Origin of the sequence: Actinoplanes sp. NPDC049802 (assembly GCF_040656595.1) — a bacterium.
GTDB lineage: Bacteria > Actinomycetota > Actinomycetes > Mycobacteriales > Micromonosporaceae > Actinoplanes.
This window is the reverse complement of record NZ_JBFAMR010000071.1, coordinates 1-17,748: the sequence shown is the minus strand read 5'-3', so window position 1 is coordinate 17,748 and position 17,748 is coordinate 1. Positions and strand designations below refer to the sequence as shown.

Sequence of the window (17,748 nt, the reverse complement as noted above, 5' to 3'; positions counted from 1 at the left end):
GGACCGTCAGCCGGCCAGGGTGAGCCAGTAGGCGGCGAACTCGTCCGGTACGAAGCCCTCGGCGACGTAGAGTGCCTGCGCCGTGAGGTTGTCCGGGGCCGTCTGAAGCTGGACGCCGACCGCGCCGGCCTCCTTCGCGGCGGCCACGCACGCCCGGACCAGCGCGCGGCCGGTGCCGGTGCGGCGGGCGCCGGGGGCCACGAACAGGTCGTTGAGGGTCCACACCGGCGCCATCGACAGCGACGAGAAGGTCGGGTAGACGTGCACGAAACCGGCCGGGGCGCCGTCCTCGCCGTAGGCCAGCAGCAGCACCGACTCGCCGCGCTCGTGCCGCTCGCGCAGGAAAGCCAGCGCCTTCTCCGGGCCGGCGGGCTTGCCGTAGAACTCCAGGTAGCCGCTGAACAGGGCGGCCGCCTCCGGAAGATCCCGCAGCGTGGCCCGGCGTACCGTGACGCGCTCGGCGGCGTTCGTGGTCATGGCGTGGTCCCCTCGTCGTCGTGAAGCCTCGCCGGATCATGCCGAACGGCGGGCCGTCCATCGGAGGACGGCCCGCGCCCGTACCGCTGACCGGGACGACGGTCCGGTGACGCCTACGACGTGAGCATGCCACGCAGCAGACTCTTGCCGGAGTGGGTGGCGTCGCCGTCGTGCGGCTCGTCGCTGACGTCGACCAGCCGGTACCGGTTCAGGTCGGTGCCCGGTGGCACCGGCAGCACCACGCCGTTCGGGCCGTCCGGCAGGTTGCCGATCGCCACCATCCGGGTGGGGTCGTCCGGGTCGAGCAGCCACACCTCGTGGAACCCGGTGGTCAACGGCAGATTGCGGACGTCGACCCGCATCCGCCCGTCGCCCAGCACCCGGGCACTGCCGCTCGCCGTCGCGGGCACCGTGGGCAGGGGGGTGAGGGTGGCCCGCGCCGTCCACGTCTCGGGCGGCGTCCGGTCCAGCAGGCGGATCGCCGTCACGGTGCCGCCGACCGCGACGATCGCGGCGGCGGCCGCCGCGACCAGCGGCGTCAGCCACCGGGGCCGGGACCGCCGGGTCCGGCCGCGCCGTTCGGAGAGCACCGTCACCGGCGCGCTGATCTCCGCTTCGATGGCCCGCCACACGTGCTCCGGCGGCGGTGGCAGATCACGCAACTCGCTGCCCTCCACGCCGAGTTCGGCGACCTCCCGCAACGCGCCGAGGTCGTGCCGGCAGCCGGCGCAGTCCGCCAGGTGATCGGTCTCGCCGGGCTCCTGCTGCTGTTCAGAGAGCGCGAGTAGAACCAGCCGATCGGGATCCAAGTGCTGCACCGTCCACCTCCCAACGGCGTCGCAGGTTCGCCATTCCGCGCCGGATATGGCTCTTGACCGTACCGAGGGGGAGCCCGGTGACGGCCGCTATCTGTGGGTGTGTCAGGTCGTCGAAGAACGCCAGCTCCAGCGTGCGGCGCTGGTCCTCCGGCAGCCGGCCCAGCTCGTCGGCGACGACCAGGCGGTCGACGATCCGGTCCGGGTGTTCGTTCTCGGGCGGCGGGGCGAGCTGCGCCCGTACCGTCTCGGTGGTCCGGGTGTCACGTTCGGCCGACCGGAGGCGGTCGACGGCCTTGCGCCGGGCGATCCCCAGCAGCCAGCCCAGCAGCGTGCCACGCCGCGGGTCGAACGTGTCCCGCCCGGTCCACGCCGCCACGAACGTCAACTGGGTGACGTCCTCGGCGTCCGCCCGGTTGCCCAGCAGCCGCTGAGCCAGGTACAGCACCGCGGCGCCGTGCCGCTCGTACGCCGTACGCAGCGCTTTCTCGTCGCCGGCGGCCAATCGCCCGGCGAGCTCGTCGTCGGAGCTCATCGACCTCCCTTCCGCGTGCGGGTTCTCCCCGGTGTTCGCTCGGGACGGCCCGGACGGATGCACCGATTTCTAGGCGCGCAGGGTGTGACCCGGGGAACGGCCGAAGGCCTTACGGTATTCGACGGCGAACCGGCCGGGCGCGGCGAACCCCCACCGGCGGGCGATCGCCGCGACCGTGTCGCCGCGGGCCGGGTCGCCGTCGGCGAGATCGCGGTGCGCGCCGTGCAGGCGGGCCCGGCGCAGGTAGCCGGTCGGTGTGGTGTCCCCGTGCCGGGCGAAGGCGGCCTGCAGTCCCCGTACGCTCAGGTGCGCGGCCGCGGCGATGTCCTCGACGGTGAGCGGCTCGCCGGCGTGCGCGTCGATGTAGGCCATGGCCCGGCGTACGGCGGCGGGCGGCACCCGGCCCGGTCCGGCGGTGTAGTCCGTCGTCATCGTTGTGTTCGGGAACACCGCGACGGCGGTGGCGGCGAGCAGATCGAGGATCGCCGCGTGCACCAGCGGATGAGCGACGGCGGGTTCCGGGCCGCTGAAGCTCGCCGTCACGTACCGGACCGTGGCGATCCAGTGCCGTCGCATCCGCGGGGACACCGGCTCCGGGGCGCCGAACCGGAAGTCCGCGGTGGCGGCGCCCAGCCTGGCGGCCGTCCGGGCGGCCGCCTCCAGCGGGAATCGGACGTTCTGCAGATCGATGTGGTGCCAGGCCACGCTCAGCGGTGTGCCGAGCGGCACCAGGAACGCGTCCCCGGCCGCGAACGGCCGGTGCGCGCCGCCCTCCTCGACCCGGTACCACCCGTCACAGACGACCGACGTGACGATCGAGTCGAACGGGTCCGCGGTGGCCGCCACCGCCCCCCGGTAGCGCAGCCGGTCGAGCCCCAGCACACCGGCCGTCGCGGTTCGTGAATGGAACAGGAAGTCGGCACCGGGCCGGTCCAGGCGCGGACGGTGGTCGACGTACGTGCGGGCGAGGATCTCGTGGGTCTCGGCGATGTCGGTCGTCCGGACCTCCGCCCGCCGGATCGCCCCGTCCACGGCCAGTCCCTCCGATCCCCGCACCCGCAGCGATGGATGACGTGTCAACCCGGACTGTATACGGGACGTCGGGGCGTGCCCCGGAAGACGTGGGCCGCCGCGCCGAACGGCACCTGTCAGGCGTACCGCTTCTCGGCCCGGGCCCGCGCCTTCGCCGCCTCCTCCTCGCGGTTGCGGGGCGCGGCGCTGGTCACCAGGTTCGCCAGCAGTTCCGCGGTGGCGGCGGCGACGGCGGCCACCGCCTGGTCGAACGCGGCCTGGTTGGCCTGCGAGGGCCGGGTCGTCCCGGCGATCTTCCGCACGTACTGCAGGGCGGCCGCCCGGATCTCGTCCGGCGTCGCGGGCGGCTCGAAATTGTGCAGCTGGTGGATGCTCCGGCACACGATGAGATCTCCCATTCCGGTGACTGTCGTGCGCCTCAATCTATGCCAACCGTCAGCCGATCCTCTCGTTGATGTCGATCGGCTCCGCGGTCAGTACGTTCGACTTCACGTACGCCAGATGCAGTGTCACGTCGGTGAACCACAGCACCGGCAGGGTCAGCGGCGGCGGCTGCTCCGGCGTGAACGTGACCGGGATCAGCCCGAACAGTTTGCCCTTGAACTCGGGGCTGTAGAACTCCACGTCCCCGTCGAGGATCAGCTCGCCGCTCTCGATGATCGTGGTGGCGTTCCCGGGCTCGTCGATGGTGAGGCTGAACGGCTTGTTGACCACCTTGTCCATGGTGAACTTCAGCGACCGGACCGGGCCGTCGCCGGTGGGCACCTCGGCGACGCCGTCGTAGGAGGAGTTGTACATGGTCACCGAGGCGGCTCTGACGACGCCGGGTTTCGCCCCGGCCAGCGGGATGCCGCCGTCCTCGGCGAGCAGGCCGACCTGCCGGGCGCCGAGGCAGGGGATCTCCTCCACCTCGGCGCCGGCCGGCTTCGACGGGCTCGGCTCGACCGTCGGCGTCTTCGAGGGGGCCGCGGACGAGGGAGCCGCGGACGAGGGGGAAGGCGTGGCGCTGACCGTGGGGGAGGGCGCCGGGTCCGGGGACTCGCCGCCGATGCCGATCAGGTCGCCGACGCCCTCCCAGAAGTCGTTGATGCCGTCCAGGATCGGATGATCGCCGGTCTTGGGCGGCGTGGGGGTGGGCGTGGGCGTGGTGCCGGCGCTGGGACTCGCCGGGGTGGTCGGCGCCGGTTTCCGGCTGGTACGGCTGGGTGAGGCGCTGGGGGAGGCGCTCGCGCCCGGTTTCCGGGACGGCAGCCCTTCCGGGCATTCGGCCGCCTCGGCGGGCCGGTTCCCGGCGACCGCCACGGTCGAGGCCACCAGCAGCGGCGCCATGATGATCAGCGCCTTGCGGTGCACCGGCCGCCGCCGCGGGGGCCCGGGCTCCGGGTCGATGCCGGGAACGATCGTGGGGTCCACGGTCACCGGCGGGATCTCGGCGGTCGCCCGCTCGTCCGGTTCGCCGGCCGAAGACGGTTCGCGGGGCGATGCCTGGTCGCGGGGCGACGGCTGGTTGCGGGGTGCGCCCCACGCCACCACGAGGGCGCCGCCCACGATCCCGAGCATCATGCCGAGGACCCAGCCGCCGAGGTTCAGGCCGATGAACGAGTACAGCGCCGTGATGATCCCGACGACCCCGTAGAACAGCCGCTGCGCCGGGGTGAACCAGGCCAGCGCCCCACAGGCCAGCATGATCACCGGCAGCAGGTACGAGTAGTACCCCTGCGGCCCGATGTGGATCTTGATGTTGTCCAGTTCCAGGTTGGCGCTGACGAACATCTCCAGCCCGGAGAGCAGCATGACGAGCCCGCCCCAGAACGGCCGGGCCCGCCGCCACCGCCGGAATCTGTCCCAGAAGCTCTCCGTCGCCACGGCGGTCCTTTCAGGCTGGGTTGTCAGGCGGGCGGGCGACGGGCTCGCGGAGGCGTGCTCCGCGAGCCCGGTGCGGGGTCAGTCCTGGTAGCACTCGTGCGAGCCGCCGACGTGCAGCTTGAGGCTCATGCCGTTGAGGACGAACGTGGAGGCGGAGGTGTAGTACGCCTTCTGCCGCAGGTTCTCGATCGTGACGGTCCGGGACTGCTGGCCGAAGGAGCCGGAGGGACCGTGGCTCTCCGCGCCGTCCCGGGTCAGGGTGGAGGCGTCCAGGCCGATCTGGATGTCCTCGAAGGTGGCGTTGCCGCCGAGTTCGGACATGCCGATCAGCAGGTTCTCGGCCTCCACCGGGTTGTTCGCATCGTTACCGGCCTCGATACGCAGGGTGATCGGGCCGACCGCCACGGACTGGCAGAGGCCGGTCAGCGTGGCCGACTTGATGCCCGACATGGCCGCCGGGATCGTGCCGCCCGGGTAGTCCGGGTCCTTGGTGTCCAGCTCGCCGCTGTACTGGGTGAAGCCGGTGCCGACCAGCTTGTCGGCGGTGAGCTTGAACTGCTTGCCGGACACGGTGAAGTTCGCCGCCAGGGCGCCCTCGGCGAGTGCCAGCACCAGGCCACCGGCGACCACCGTCGGCACACCGACCGCCACGGCGAACCGGCGCCAGTCGGTGCGCCCGTACGCCTCAGCGCTTTGCGCCTCCTCCACGCAGACCTCCTCCTCGAGTGGTGGACCGGCGACTTCACAGCGAGGCATATCGATGTCGCGGTCGCAATGTGCCGGAAATGTTGCCGCTCGGGGGCCGCGACGACAAGGGCCGCTCTTTACCCGTCAGTAACCCACGTCACTAGATCAACATGACTGAGGGTGAGCTACGCCACTGACGTGCCCGAAATTTCCGGTATTTGGAGTGAGGTCGGGGAGTTACCCGTTACCCGGGGTACGCAAGGCTTGATTTGTCACGAATGAGTAACGAAGTGATTCGCTTAGGTCGTCGCCCCGGCCTGCCGATCGGAGGTAGGTGACCGCCCGGGAGGACCGCCGCCGATGAGTGTGCAGCGACGCCTCAACCTGGGCTTCTCCGTTCTCCTCGGGCTCTTCGTGGCGCTTCTGCTGGTCCAGTTCGGCGCCGCCCCCCGCACGTCCGCCGCCCACGAACGGCGGCTGGACCGGATCACCCGCGCCGAGATCGCCAACGACCGGGTCCTGCAACGGATGACCGACGCCGAGACCGGCGTCCGCGGCTACCAGCTCACCGGCGACACGACGTTCCTCGAGCCGTACGAGAAGGGCTGGACCGCCGCCCTGGCCGCCCTCGACACGGTCGCCGCCGGCACCGACCGCGCCGGCGTCCGCCGCCTCCTCGACCGGCAGCGTGCGGCCGTCGGCGCCTGGCTCGACGGTTACGCCCGCCCGATCGTCGCGGCCGGCCCGGCGGACACCGCCCCGGCCCGCGCCGTCGCCGGCAAGCGCATGTTCGACGAACTACGCCTGATCAACGCGGCGGTTCGCGAGGCCGTCGGCGACGAACACGACGACATCGTGGCCGCCGGGCACACCACCCGCCGGACGCTCGGCCTGGTCGCCGCGGCCCTGGTCGCCGCGATCCTCGCCGCCGGTCACGCGGTCGCCCGTACCGGCCGCCGCCAGCTGCTCGTCCCCCTCGAACAGCTCGGCCGGACCATCCGCCGCCTCGCCGCCGGCGACCGCTCGGCACGGGCCGAACCGGTCGGGGCGACGGAACTGCGTACCGTCGTCGAAGCCCTCAACGACCTGGCCGCGCAGACCGAGCGCCTGCTCGCCGAGGAACACGCCCGTACCGCCCGCGCCGGCCTGCGCCAGGCCGTCGCCGCCGAGATGCAGGACATGACCGACCCGGCCGTCACCACCCGCCGCATCGCCGAACTCGTCGGCGCGGCCGTCGGAGCCGGCTCCGTGCACAGCGAGATCATCCTGCCCGGCCCCGGCCCGGTCCGCGCCGTCTGGCCCACCGGCGCCCCCGAACCCGCCGAATCCGACGGCCCGATCACGGTCGGCTACGGCGGCGACGCCGAATGCGCACCCGGCCACCTGCGCGTCAGCCGCCCCGGCGACCCGGCCTGGACCGACGCCGAGCAGCGCCTGCTCGCCGGCGTGGCACGGGAGATCGAACGCGCCGTCCGCCAGCACACCATGCACCACCACCAGTCCCGCCTGATCACCGAGCTGCGCATGCTCGACCAGCGCAAGGACGTCTTCGTCCAGACCGTCACCCACGAGCTGCGCACCCCGCTGACCAGCATCCTCGGTTACGCCGAGATCATCGACGACGTGGACGGCGAGCGCCTCACCGGCGTCCAGCACCGGGCGCTGAAGGCCATCCTGCGCAACGCCCACCGCCTGCACGAGACCATCGGCGACCTGATCCTGCTCGACCGCCCGGAGAACGGCGCCGCCGTCGACGCGGAGAACCTCGACCTCGCCGCGGTCGCCGCCGCCGTCCATCACGAGCTGCGCAACGCCGCCCGGGCCAAGGAACTGGCCGTCACCTTCGACACCGGCGAGGCCTGGGTGCGCGGCGACCGCGCCCAACTCCAGCGCGCCCTGCGCAAACTGGTGGAGAACGCCATCAAGTTCACCCCCGTCGGCGGCAGCGTCACCTGCCGCCTCACCACCGACGACCACACCGTCGCGATGACCGTCACCGACACCGGCATCGGCATTCCCGCCGAGGACGTCTCCGGCCTCTTCACCCCGTTCCACCGCGCCGGCAACGCCATGGCCCAGGCCGTACAGGGCCCCGGCCTGGGCCTGGCCATCGTCCGTGACATCGTCCGCGATCACGGCGGCACCATCACCGTGCAGTCGGTCGTCGGCCGGGGCAGCACCTTCACCCTCACCCTCCCGGCGATTCCCGCCCCGGTGCCCACCCCCGTCTGACGACCATTTCTCCGGTACGGGCGCCGCCCGCACCGGCGAACACGGGCCGTCCCGTGGCGCACCCGCGGCCTCTCCGCCGGTCCGGGCCGTCCGGCGACCGCCGGGCCGGCCCGCCCGGTGGCGAACCGCGGCCTTTCCGCCGGTCCGGGTCGTCCGGAGGCCGCCGGGCCGGCCTGCCCGGCGGCCTCCGGTCACAGCCGGACCACGTCCAGGCCGTCCAGGTCGGTGCGGTGGGTGATCAGCAGGACGGTACGGTCGCCGGCCACGGCCAGCAGATCCCGGGTGAGCGCGGCCGCCGTCTCGTCGTCGAGGTGTTCGGTGGGCTCGTCGAAGATCAGCACCCGGGCGTCGGTGAGCAGCAGCCGGGCCAGCGCGAGCCGCCGCCGCTGGCCGCCGGACAGGGAGAGCCCGTGCTCGCCGACCAGGGTCTCCAGGCCGTCCGGAAGCGTCTCCACCCAGTCCAGCAGCCGTGCCTGCCGCAGCGCCTCGCGCAACTCGGCCTCGTCCGCCCCGGGCCGCCCGATCCGCAGGTTCGCGCCGATCGTGGTGTCGAACAGGTAGGCGTCCTCCGGCAGATAGCCGACCACCCGGCGCACCTCGTCCGCCGGGATCCCGCGCAGATCGGCACCGTCGAGCGTCACCCGCCCGGCCCACGGATCGAGGAACCGCACCAGCAGCGCGGCCACCGTGCTCTTGCCCGCCCCGCTCGGCCCGGTCAGCGCGACCCGCGCCCCGGGCGGCAGCACCAGATCGACCCCGCGCACCGCGGTCCGTTCCGGCAGCCATCCGGCCGTGACACCCTCCAGCCGCATCTCCGGCACCCGTCCGGCGACGATCCCCGGCAGGTCGGCGACGGGCGCGGACGCGTCCGGTTCGTACGCTCCGGTCAGCGGGTCCGGGGCCTCCCACACCTCGGCGAGGCGGCGCAGCGACGCGCGGGCCGTCGCGTAGTGCTGGGCCGCCAGCGGCAGCGGCCCGGCGATCTCGAACACCGCCAGCGGTGTCAGCACCACGAGAGCCAGCAGTTCACCGCTCAGGCCCCCGGAACGGACCGCGGCCGCCCCGGCGACCAGGCCGGCGAGCACGCACGCGCCGGTGCTCAGGACGGTCACCGCCGCGCCGAGCCCCGCCGTCGCGGCCGAGCGGCGCGATGCCCGGGTGAGCCGGTCGTCCACCTCGCCGAGGCGCGCCAGACGGTCGTCGGTCACCCCGTACGCCGTCAGGTCGGGAAGCCCGTGCAACAGGTCGACCACGCCGGTGGCGAGTTCGCCGTGCAGTGGCGCCAGCCGCCCGTCGGCCCGTCGCGCCGCCGCCCGCTGCAGCACCGGCACGCCCACCGCGACCACCAGCAACCCCACCGCGAGCGTGATCCCGGCCGCGGGCACCAGCGCGCCGACCACCAGCACCGACGCGAGACCGACGACCGCGGCCACCGCGTACGGCAGCAGCACCCGGGTGACCAGGTCGAGGACGGCGTCCACGTCCGCCGCGAGCCGCCGCGCCAGATCCGCCCGCCGGAACCCGGCCAGCCCGGCCGGCGACAGGCGTTCCAGCCGTGTGAACAGCCGCACCCGGACATCACCGAGAACCCGGAACGCCGCGTCGTGGCCGATCAGCCGCTCCAGGTAGCGCAGCACGCCGCGGCTCAGCCCGCACGCGCGGACGGCGACGATCGCCACCATCAGATGCAGCACCGGCGGATGCAGCGCGGCCCGCGAGATCAGGAACGCCGACACCGCCGTCAACGTCACGGCCGCACCGGCGGCTCCGGCGCCGGCGAGCACCGCGAGGCCCAGTCGCCCCGCCGCCGGCCGCACCAGCCGGTACGCGCTGAGCCCGCCCCGTTCGACCGCCACCGTCATGCCGTGCCGCCTTCCGTCGCGCTGGTCATGACGGCGGCACCGGGGGAGAGGGAGATCTCCCGGTCGGCGAGAGCGATCAGCTCCGGCCGGTGCGCCGCCATGATCACGGTCCGTCCCTCGGCGAGCCGCCGGATAGCCGTCATCACCGCGGCGGCGTTCGCGGCGTCGAGGTTGGCGGTCGGTTCGTCGAGCAGCACGATCGGCGCGTCCCGCAGGAAGGCCCGGGCCAGCGCGATCCGCTGCCGTTGCCCGGCGGACAGTCCGGTTCCGGCGTCGCCGAGCATCGTGCCGTACCCCTCCGGCAGCTCCCGGGCGAACTCGTCCACCCCGGCCCGCTGCGCCGCCGCGATCACCTCGGCCCAGCCCGGCAGCGGCCCGCCGGCCGAGTCGAGCGCCTGGCGTGTGGGGCAGTGCGGCGCCGGGCCGGCGGGCACGGTGGCCGCCGAGGCCAGGGCGATGTTCTCGTACACCGAGGCGGCGGTGAGGTGCGGGCGCTGCGGAACCCAGGCGATGCGGCGCCGCCAGGCCGCCGGATCCACGTCGGCCAGGGGCACCCCGCCCACGGTGACCTGACCGGAAGCCGGGGTGGCGAAGCCGAGCAGCACTGCCAGGGCGGTGGACTTGCCGCACCCGGACGGGCCGGTGAGCGCCACGACCTCGCCGGGCCGGACGGTGGCGTCCAGGCGCAGCGCGGGTTCGGCGCGGCCGGGATAGCGCACCTCGACGCCGGAGAAGACGATGTCGCCGTCGGGCGGGGGCAGCGTGCCGGCGGGCGGCAGCGGTGTCTCCAGGACGGCGAAGACCTCCTCGGCGGCGGCCAGGCCCTCCGCGCTGGCGTGGTAGTTGGCGCCGACCTCGCGCAGCGGCCGGTACGCCTCCGGGGCCAGGATCAGCACGAGCAGGGCGGTGGCCAGGTCCAGGTCGCCGGAGACCAGCCGCAGGCCGATGCCGACCGCGACGAGCGCCACCGACAGGGTGGCCAGCAGTTCCAGGACCAGCGACGACAGAAAAGCGGTCCGCAGCGTACGCATGGTGTGCCGCCGTTGTTCGTCGCTGATCCGCCGGATGATGGCGGCCTGCGCGCGGGCACGGCCCAGAAGCTTGAGGGTGGGCAGTCCGGCGACCACGTCGAGGAAGTGGTGGGACAGCCGGGCCAGCAGCCGGAACTGGCGGCGGTTCTGAGCCTCGGTGTGCATGCCGACGAGCGCCATGAACAGCGGGATCAGCGGCAACGTGACCACGATGGTGACCGTCGCGACCAGGTCGGCCGGCAGCAGCCGCAGCAGCAGGATCCCGGGCACCAGCACGGCGAGCACGAGCTGTGGCAGGTAGCGGGCGAAGTAGGCGTCGAGCGCGTCGAGCCCGTTCCCGGCGAGCGCCGCCACCTCCCCGGCGGGGCGGGAACGGCCCGGCCCGAGGGCGGCGAGGTGGGCGAGCAGCCGCCGCCGCAGCTGGCTCTTGACGGCGGCCGCCGACCGGGCCGCCGCCACCTCCTGCAGCCACGCGACGGCGGCGCGGGCGGCGAAGATCGCGACCAGCGCCGCGACCGTGGTGACCGCGGCGCCGTCGAGGAAGACCGCGGCGATCGTCTCGGCCAGCAGCACCGCCTGGGCGACCAGCAGGACGGCGTGCACGGCCCCGAGCAGGACGGTGGCGGCCAGGTACGCCCGGGTGGCCCGGGCGTACCTGAGAAGCCGTGGGTCGAGCGGCTTCACGCCGGGATGTCGCTCAGCTTGAGCCGCTTGCGGAACACCCAGTAGGTCCACCCCTGGTAGATGAGCACGATCGGGGTGAAGAACACCGCCACCCAGGTCATCACCTTCAGGGTGTACGGCGTGGACGACGCGTTCGTGACGGTGAGGCTGAATGCGGCGTCGGTGGTGGACGGCATGACGTTCGGGAACAGCGTGACGAACAGCGCCGCCACGGCCAGCAGGATGGTCGCTCCGGTGGCCGTGAAGGCGAGCCCCTCCCGCCGTGCCCGGGTGAACCAGACCGCCCCGAGCAGCGCGACCGCCGCCAGCACGGAGATGGCGATGCCGATCGCGTCGGTGTGGGTGACCCCGGTCCACAGCAGGAACCCGGCGGCCACCGGCACGGTCACCACGGCGAGCCGGGCGGCCAGCCGGCCGGCCTCGGTACGCATCGGCCCGTCCGTCTTGAGCGCCAGGAACACCGCCCCGTGCAGGGTGAACAGCAGGAACGTGGTCAGGCCGCCGAGCAGCGCGTACGGGTTGAGCAGGTTGAAGAAGCCGCCCGTGTACTCGTGCTGCGCGTCGATCGGCACCCCGCGCAGGATGTTGGCGAAGGCGACGCCCCAGAGGACCGCCGGCACCGCGCTGCCCCAGAAGATCGCCAGGTCCCAGCCGCGCTTCCACTGGGCGGAGTCACGTTTTCCGCGGTATTCGAAGGCGAGCCCGCGCACGATCAGCGCGACCAGGATGAGCAGCAGGGGCAGGAAGAAGCCGGAGAACAGGGTGGCGTACCACTCGGGGAACGCGGCGAACGTGGCGCCGCCGGCGACGAGCACCCACACCTCGTTGGCGTCCCAGACCGGCCCGATGGTGTTGATGGCGAGGCGCCGGGACCGGTCGTCGCGGCCGAGCACCGGCAGCAGGATGCCGACGCCGAAGTCGAAGCCCTCCAGCAGGAAGTACCCGGCCCAGAGGACGCCGATCAGAATGAACCAGACGGTGGTGAGTTCCATGATCCCTCAGTAGGCGAAAGCGAGCGGCTTGTCGGTCTCGTCGCTGACGGGCGGGATGTCCGGCGCACCGAGAGCGGCGTATTTCAGGAAGAGGCCGATCTCGATGACCGCGAGGATCCCGTAGAGGACGGTCAGTACGATCAGCCCGGTCGCGGCCTCACCCGTGGACACGGCCGGCGAGCCGGACTCGGCGGTCTTGAAGATCCCGAAGACGGTCCACGGCTGGCGGCCCATCTCGGTGAAGATCCAGCCGAACGAGTTGGCCAGCAGCGGCATCGTCACGGTGCTCACCGCCGCGATCCACAGCCAGCGCGACCGCGGGGACCGGCCGCCGCGGGTGTACCACAGCGCGGCCGCCGCGATCAGCATGGCCAGCGACCCGAAGCCGATCATCAGGCGGAACGACCAGTACGTGACCGGCACGTTGGGCACGTAGTCCCCGGCGCCGTACTTCTCCTGGTACGCCGTCTGCAGGTCGTTGATGCCCTCGACCTCGCCGTTCAGGTCGCCGGTCGCCATGAAGGACAGCAGCGACGGCACCCGCACCGACCAGAGTTCCTCCGAGCCGTCCGGAGTGCCGATCGTGAACAGCGAGAACGACGCCGACTCGGTGTTCTCGTAGAGGGCTTCGGCGGCGGCCATCTTCATCGGCTGCTGCTCGGTCATCACCCGCGCCTGGAGGTCACCGGTGATCAGCACGCCCAGCCCGGCGATCAGCACCACCCAGGCGCCCAGCCGCAGCGACGGCCGGAACACGTCCTCCTGGTTGCCGCGCCGCAGATGCCAGGCGCTCACCGCGAGCAGCAGCGCCCCGGCGGTCAGGAAGCAGGCGGTGATGGTGTGCGGGAAGGTGACGAGCGTCGTGGAGTTGGTGAGCACCGCCCAGATGCTGGTCAGTTCGGCCCGCCCGTCACCCATGGTGAAGCCGACCGGATGCTGCATCCACGAGTTCGCGGCCAGGATGAAGTAGGCCGACAGCATCGTGCCGATCGACGCGATCCAGATCGTGGCGAGGTGCACCTTCTTCGGCAGCCGGTCCCAGCCGAAGATCCACAGCCCGAGGAACGTGGACTCCAGGAAGAAGGCGAGCAGACCCTCGATGGCCAGCGGCGCCCCGAAGATGTCGCCGACGAACCGCGAGTAGGCCGACCAGTTCATGCCGAACTGGAACTCCTGCACGATCCCGGTGACCACGCCGATCGCGAAGTTGATCAAGAAAAGTTTGCCCCAGAACTTGGTGGCCCTGAGGTACTTCTCCTTACCCGTGCGTACCCAGGCCGTCTGCATGCCGGCGACCAGCGCCGACAGCCCGATCGTGATCGGGACGAAGATGAAGTGGTAGACGGTGGTGATGCCGAACTGCCACCGAGAGAGATCAAGTGCGTCCACGCCCTTGACCCTGGACCTTTGAACCCCCCTTGAGCAGGGTCCAAGGTCCCGCAGCAAGCTGCCAGGTGACCGGAACGTAACATCGGCCCCCAGGTGACGGCCAAGATCCGAAACACCCCGCGGTTAGCGTGCTTCTGTGGACCTGAACACCGTCACCGAAGTGATCAGCCCAGCCGGACCCGGCCAGTGGCGGCCCGGCGACGCCTGGATGGGCGGGGGGACCGCCCTGTTCGGCGAGCCGCGCCCGCACGTCACCCGGCTGCTCGACCTGACCGCCGCCGGCTGGCCACCGGTCACCGTCCGCGACGACAGCGTCGAGATCGCCGCCACGTGCACCATCGCCCAACTCGCCGAACGGTTGAGCGAGCACACCGTCGTCCGGCAGTGCTGCCACGCCTTCCTGGCCTCCTTCAAGATCTGGAACGTGGCCACGGTCGGCGGCAACCTCTGCGCCGCCCTCCCGGCCGGGCCGATGATCTCGCTGACCGCGGCGCTCGACGGCGTGTGCGTCCTGATCGGCCCGGACGGCCGTGAACGCCGGGTTCCGGCCGCCGGCTTCGTCACCGGCGAGGGGACGACCGTGCTGCGCGACGGCGAGTTCCTGCGGGCGATCCACCTCTCCAAGACCGCATTGGGTACGCGGACCGCGTACCGCCGAGGGTCTCTGCACCGTCACGGACGATCGGCGGTGCTCCTGATCGGCCGGGCGCAACCCAACGGAGAGATGTCGCTGACCGTGACCGCCGCGACCCGGCGCCCGTACGTCCTCCGCTTCCCGCAGCCGCCCTCACCCGCCGAGCTGGACGCCGCGCTCGACACCATCCCGGCCGGGCAGTACGTCGACGACGTGCACGGCCGCCCGGTCTGGCGCCGGCACCTGACACGGCACTACGCGGCCCAGATCCGGACGGAGCTGACGGCATGAGCGGATCATCGAGCCCCGGTTCGAACTCATGCCGAAGCGGAGGTGACGCATGAGCATCGAGATCAACGGAACGCCGCACGAGCGGGCCCCCCGCCCCGGCCAGTGCCTGCGCACCTACCTGCGGGAGGAAGGCTGCTTCGGCGTCAAGAAGGGCTGCGACGCCGGCGACTGCGGAGCCTGCACGGTCCACGTCGACGGCGAACCGGTGCACTCCTGCGTCTACCCGGCGTTCCGCGCGGCGGGCCGCAGCGTCACCACCATCGAGGGCCTGGCCGGCGACGACGGGCTCCACCCGGTTCAGCAGTGCTTCCTCGACGCCCAGGGCTTTCAGTGCGGCTTCTGCACCGCCGGCATGATCATGACGACGGCGGCGCTCTCCGCCGAACAGCGCGAGGACCTGCCACGAGCCCTCAAAGGCAACCTCTGCCGGTGTACGGGCTACCGCGCCATCACCGACGCCATCGAGGGACGCCCCGCCGCCGTGACCCCGCAGGCCGGCGCGGCCGTCGGATCGAACCTCGGCGCGCCCGCCGGACCACAGGTCGTCACCGGAACCGCCCGCTACACCTTCGACCTCGACGTGCCCGGGATGCTGCACCTCAAGGCGCTGCGCTCGCCGCACGCCCACGCCCGGATCCGGTCCGTCGACACCTCCGCGGCGCTCGCCGTACCCGGAGTGGAGGCCGTCCTCACCCACAAGGACGCCCCGGACCGGCTGTTCTCCACCGGCCAGCACGAGCGTGAGGCCGAGGACCCGTACGACACCCGCGTCCTCGACGACGTGGTCCGATTCATCGGGCAGCGGGTGGCCGCCGTGGTCGCCACCTCCGAGGCGGCCGCCGAGGAGGGGGTGCGCCGGCTGCACGTCGAGTACGAGGTGCTGCCCGCGGTGACCGACCCGGTCGCGGCCATGCGGCCCGGCGCGCCGCTGGTCCACGGCGACAAGGGGATCGCGCAGGGAATCGTCCGGGCCGACGCCAACGTGGTCGGGGAGCTGCACGCCGGCATCGGCGACGTGGACGCCGGCTTCGCCGCGGCCGACGCCGTCCACGAGGCGACGTTCCGGACCCCGCGCGTGCAGCACGCCAGCCTGGAGACACACGGCGCGGTCGGCTGGCTGGACGACGACGACCGCCTGGTGATCCGGTCCAGCACGCAGACCCCGTTCCTCACCCGGCGCGCCCTCTCCCGGCTTTTCGCCATCGACCCCGACAAGGTGCGGGTGGTCGCCGGGCGGGTGGGCGGCGGCTTCGGCGGCAAGCAGGAGATGCTGGTCGAGGATCTCGTCGCACTGGCCGTGCTGCGCACCGGGCGGCCGGTCAAATGGGAGTTCACCCGGTCCGAGCAGTTCACGGCGGCTACCACCCGGCATCCGTTCACCATCACGGTCAAGGTGGGGGCCCGGCGGGACGGGACGATCACGGCCCTCCAGCTGAACGTCCTCGTGGACACCGGCGCCTACGGCAACCACGGCTCCTCGGTCATGCATCATGGCTGCCACGAAACCGTAGCAGTCTACAAATGCGGAAATATCCGTACGGATGCCTACACCGTCTACACCAACACGGTCCCCGCCGGGGCGTTCCGCGGCTACGGGCTCGGCCAGGTCACCTTCGCCGTCGAACAGGCCCTCGACGAACTCGCCCGCCTGATCGACATGGACCCGGTGACGTTCCGCGAACTCAACGTGGTCCGCCCCGGCGACGACCTGACCGCCCCCGGTGGCCACGTCCCCGACCTGGGTATCGCCAGCTACGGCCTGGACCAGTGCCTCGCGAGGATGCGCGAGGCCGCCGCCACCACCGACGAGGCGCCACCCGGCTGGCTGGTCGGCCAGGGCATGGCCATCGCGATGATCGCGGCCGGCCCGCCCGGCGGCCACTTCGCCGACGCCACCGCCACCCTGCTCCCCGACGGCCGCTACGAGCTGTCGGTCGGCACCGCCGAGTTCGGCAACGGCAGCACCACGGTCCACGCGCAGATCGCCGCCGACGAACTGCACACCACCCCCGACCGCATCGTCATCCGGCAGTCCGACACCGACGTGGTCCGCCACGACACCGGCGCCTTCGCCTCCACCGGCATCGTCGTGGCCGGCCAGGCCGTGCTCCGGGCCTGCCGCTCGCTGCGCGCCCAGATCCTGGCCCTGACCGGGCACACCCCGTCGGAGACCCACGCGCTGCGCGACCTCGACCTGCCGGCGCTCGCCGCCCGCGCCGGCGCCGTCTCCGCGAGCGGCCACTTCGACGGCACCCCGCGATCGGTGGCCTTCAACGCCCAGTTCTTCCGGGTGGCCGTCGACCCCGCCACCGGCGAACTGCGCATCCTCCGCAGCGTCCACAGCGCCGACGCCGGAACGGTGATGAACCCCCTCCAGTTGCGCGGCCAGATCGAGGGCGGTGTCGCCCAGGCGCTCGGCGCCACCCTCGCCGAACACGTCGACATCGCCCCGTCCGGCGAGGTCACCACGACCACCTTCCGCCAGTACCACCTGCCCACGTTCGCCGACATCCCGCCGACCGAGGTCCACTTCGCCGACACGGTCGACGCGATCGGGCCGCTGGGGGCGAAATCGATGAGCGAGTCCCCGTACAACCCGGTCTCCCCGGCCTTGGGCAACGCCCTGCGCGACGCCATCGGCGTCCGCATGACCGACCTCCCCTACACCGCCGACCGCATCTGGCAGGCCCTGCAACTTTGAGCCGCCTCCAGCCGGCCGTGAGAGCCGCTTCGCGCCGCCCGAAGCAGCCCTCGCGGCCGGGCAGTACCGCTCGGCTGGCACTGAGCGCACCTCAACACCACCGAACCTGCCGGCCGAATCGTCCGCCCGCCTGCACGCCCGCCCGGGCGGGGCCGCACAGCGCACCGACGGTGTGCCCCGAGCACCGCGGTGACACTCGTAAGCGACCGCGAAGGCCCCTGCATGCGTGCCGAATCGCTCGGCCCCGTCTGCCCGCCGGGCGAGCACACACAGCGCCCCGACGCTACGTCCTGGCGTCCTGGCGTCCTGGCGTCCTGGCGTCCTGTCGTCCGGTGGGCGGAGGGCCGGCGTGCAGGACGATGTGTGCTCGGAGAACACGACACCCGTATTGGGTGTGACGACACCCGTTGCGGGTGTCACGTCTACGGAACACAGATAGCCGAGATCCGTGTCCCGTCTCCCCGAACGGGAATTCGTCTCTACGTCCGCTGCCAGCCGGTGACCGTGGCGGTGGTTCCGA

Annotated in this window: 14 protein-coding genes; 3 read left to right on the top strand and 11 right to left on the bottom strand. The window is 72.4% G+C overall.

Annotated elements, in window-relative coordinates:
• Nucleotides 1–6: 6 nt before the first annotated feature.
• From AB0I88_RS33055 to AB0I88_RS33025, 7 genes are all read right to left on the bottom strand, one after another.
• The gene (locus AB0I88_RS33055; RefSeq protein WP_361033749.1) at nucleotides 7–477 is read right to left on the bottom strand and encodes a GNAT family N-acetyltransferase; all 471 of its coding nucleotides are present in this window, start codon (nucleotides 475–477) and stop codon (nucleotides 7–9) included.
• Nucleotides 478–590: 113 nt separating this feature from the next.
• The gene (locus AB0I88_RS33050; protein WP_361033746.1) at nucleotides 591–1,295 is read right to left on the bottom strand and encodes an anti-sigma factor; all 705 of its coding nucleotides are present in this window, start codon (nucleotides 1,293–1,295) and stop codon (nucleotides 591–593) included.
• The gene (locus AB0I88_RS33045) at nucleotides 1,249–1,827 is read right to left on the bottom strand and encodes a sigma-70 family RNA polymerase sigma factor (RefSeq protein WP_361033743.1); all 579 of its coding nucleotides are present in this window, start codon (nucleotides 1,825–1,827) and stop codon (nucleotides 1,249–1,251) included. Before AB0I88_RS33045 ends, AB0I88_RS33050 begins: the two co-directional genes overlap by 47 nt.
• Before the next feature lie 69 nt (nucleotides 1,828–1,896).
• Nucleotides 1,897–2,907, bottom strand: coding sequence for an AraC family transcriptional regulator (locus AB0I88_RS33040; RefSeq protein WP_361033740.1), 1,011 nt, complete (start codon nucleotides 2,905–2,907; stop codon nucleotides 1,897–1,899).
• A 68-nt stretch (nucleotides 2,908–2,975) separates the two neighbouring features.
• On the bottom strand, nucleotides 2,976–3,242 hold the full coding sequence (locus AB0I88_RS33035) for a DUF2277 domain-containing protein (RefSeq protein ID WP_361033816.1): 267 nt from the start codon (nucleotides 3,240–3,242) through the stop codon (nucleotides 2,976–2,978).
• A gap of 52 nt (nucleotides 3,243–3,294) precedes the next feature.
• Nucleotides 3,295–4,725, bottom strand: coding sequence for a DUF6114 domain-containing protein (locus AB0I88_RS33030; RefSeq protein WP_361033737.1), 1,431 nt, complete (start codon nucleotides 4,723–4,725; stop codon nucleotides 3,295–3,297).
• A gap of 78 nt (nucleotides 4,726–4,803) precedes the next feature.
• Nucleotides 4,804–5,433 carry a DUF6230 family protein gene (locus tag AB0I88_RS33025; protein ID WP_361033734.1) on the bottom strand — a complete coding sequence of 210 codons (630 nt, stop codon included), beginning with the start codon at nucleotides 5,431–5,433 and terminating at the stop codon, nucleotides 4,804–4,806.
• 339 nt (nucleotides 5,434–5,772) lie between these two features.
• Here AB0I88_RS33025 and AB0I88_RS33020 point away from each other — a divergent pair, with 339 nt between their 5' ends.
• A complete protein-coding gene (locus AB0I88_RS33020) occupies nucleotides 5,773–7,644 on the top strand; it encodes an ATP-binding protein (RefSeq protein ID WP_361033731.1) in 1,872 nt (623 codons plus the stop codon).
• A 191-nt stretch (nucleotides 7,645–7,835) separates the two neighbouring features.
• Here AB0I88_RS33020 and cydC read toward each other — a convergent pair whose 3' ends face one another.
• Genes cydC through AB0I88_RS33000 form a run of 4 tightly spaced genes read right to left on the bottom strand, consistent with a single transcriptional unit; the run spans nucleotide 7,836 to nucleotide 13,602 of the window.
• A complete protein-coding gene (cydC, locus tag AB0I88_RS33015; protein WP_361033728.1) occupies nucleotides 7,836–9,506 on the bottom strand; it encodes a thiol reductant ABC exporter subunit CydC in 1,671 nt (556 codons plus the stop codon).
• Nucleotides 9,503–11,221: a thiol reductant ABC exporter subunit CydD gene (gene cydD / locus AB0I88_RS33010; RefSeq protein ID WP_361033725.1), complete on the bottom strand. Its 1,719-nt coding sequence runs from the start codon at nucleotides 11,219–11,221 to the stop codon at nucleotides 9,503–9,505. The genes cydC and cydD overlap by 4 nt, the downstream gene beginning before the upstream one ends.
• On the bottom strand, nucleotides 11,218–12,213 hold the full coding sequence (cydB, locus tag AB0I88_RS33005) for a cytochrome d ubiquinol oxidase subunit II (protein ID WP_361033722.1): 996 nt from the start codon (nucleotides 12,211–12,213) through the stop codon (nucleotides 11,218–11,220). The genes cydD and cydB overlap by 4 nt, the downstream gene beginning before the upstream one ends.
• Before the next feature lie 6 nt (nucleotides 12,214–12,219).
• Entirely contained in the window at nucleotides 12,220–13,602 is a 1,383-nt protein-coding gene (locus tag AB0I88_RS33000; RefSeq protein ID WP_361033719.1) for a cytochrome ubiquinol oxidase subunit I, read from the bottom strand.
• A gap of 136 nt (nucleotides 13,603–13,738) precedes the next feature.
• Here AB0I88_RS33000 and AB0I88_RS32995 point away from each other — a divergent pair, with 136 nt between their 5' ends.
• Entirely contained in the window at nucleotides 13,739–14,527 is a 789-nt protein-coding gene (locus tag AB0I88_RS32995) for an FAD binding domain-containing protein (RefSeq protein WP_361033716.1), read from the top strand.
• Between the two features lie 49 nt (nucleotides 14,528–14,576).
• On the top strand, nucleotides 14,577–17,228 hold the full coding sequence (locus tag AB0I88_RS32990; RefSeq protein ID WP_361033713.1) for a molybdopterin-dependent oxidoreductase: 2,652 nt from the start codon (nucleotides 14,577–14,579) through the stop codon (nucleotides 17,226–17,228).
• Nucleotides 17,229–17,748 lie beyond the last annotated feature (520 nt).

Bases quoted from the DNA above. Each gene is read 5' to 3' on its own strand.
- AB0I88_RS32990 (WP_361033713.1), top strand. From the start codon at position 14,577: ATGAGCATCGAGATCAACGGAACGCCGCACGAGCGGGCCCCCCGCCCC.
- cydC (WP_361033728.1), bottom strand. From the start codon at position 9,506: ATGACGGTGGCGGTCGAACGGGGCGGGCTCAGCGCGTACCGGCTGGTG.
- AB0I88_RS33020 (WP_361033731.1), top strand. From the start codon at position 5,773: ATGAGTGTGCAGCGACGCCTCAACCTGGGCTTCTCCGTTCTCCTCGGG.
- AB0I88_RS33045 (WP_361033743.1), bottom strand. From the start codon at position 1,827: ATGAGCTCCGACGACGAGCTCGCCGGGCGATTGGCCGCCGGCGACGAG.
- AB0I88_RS33055 (WP_361033749.1), bottom strand. From the start codon at position 477: ATGACCACGAACGCCGCCGAGCGCGTCACGGTACGCCGGGCCACGCTG.
- cydB (WP_361033722.1), bottom strand. From the start codon at position 12,213: ATGGAACTCACCACCGTCTGGTTCATTCTGATCGGCGTCCTCTGGGCC.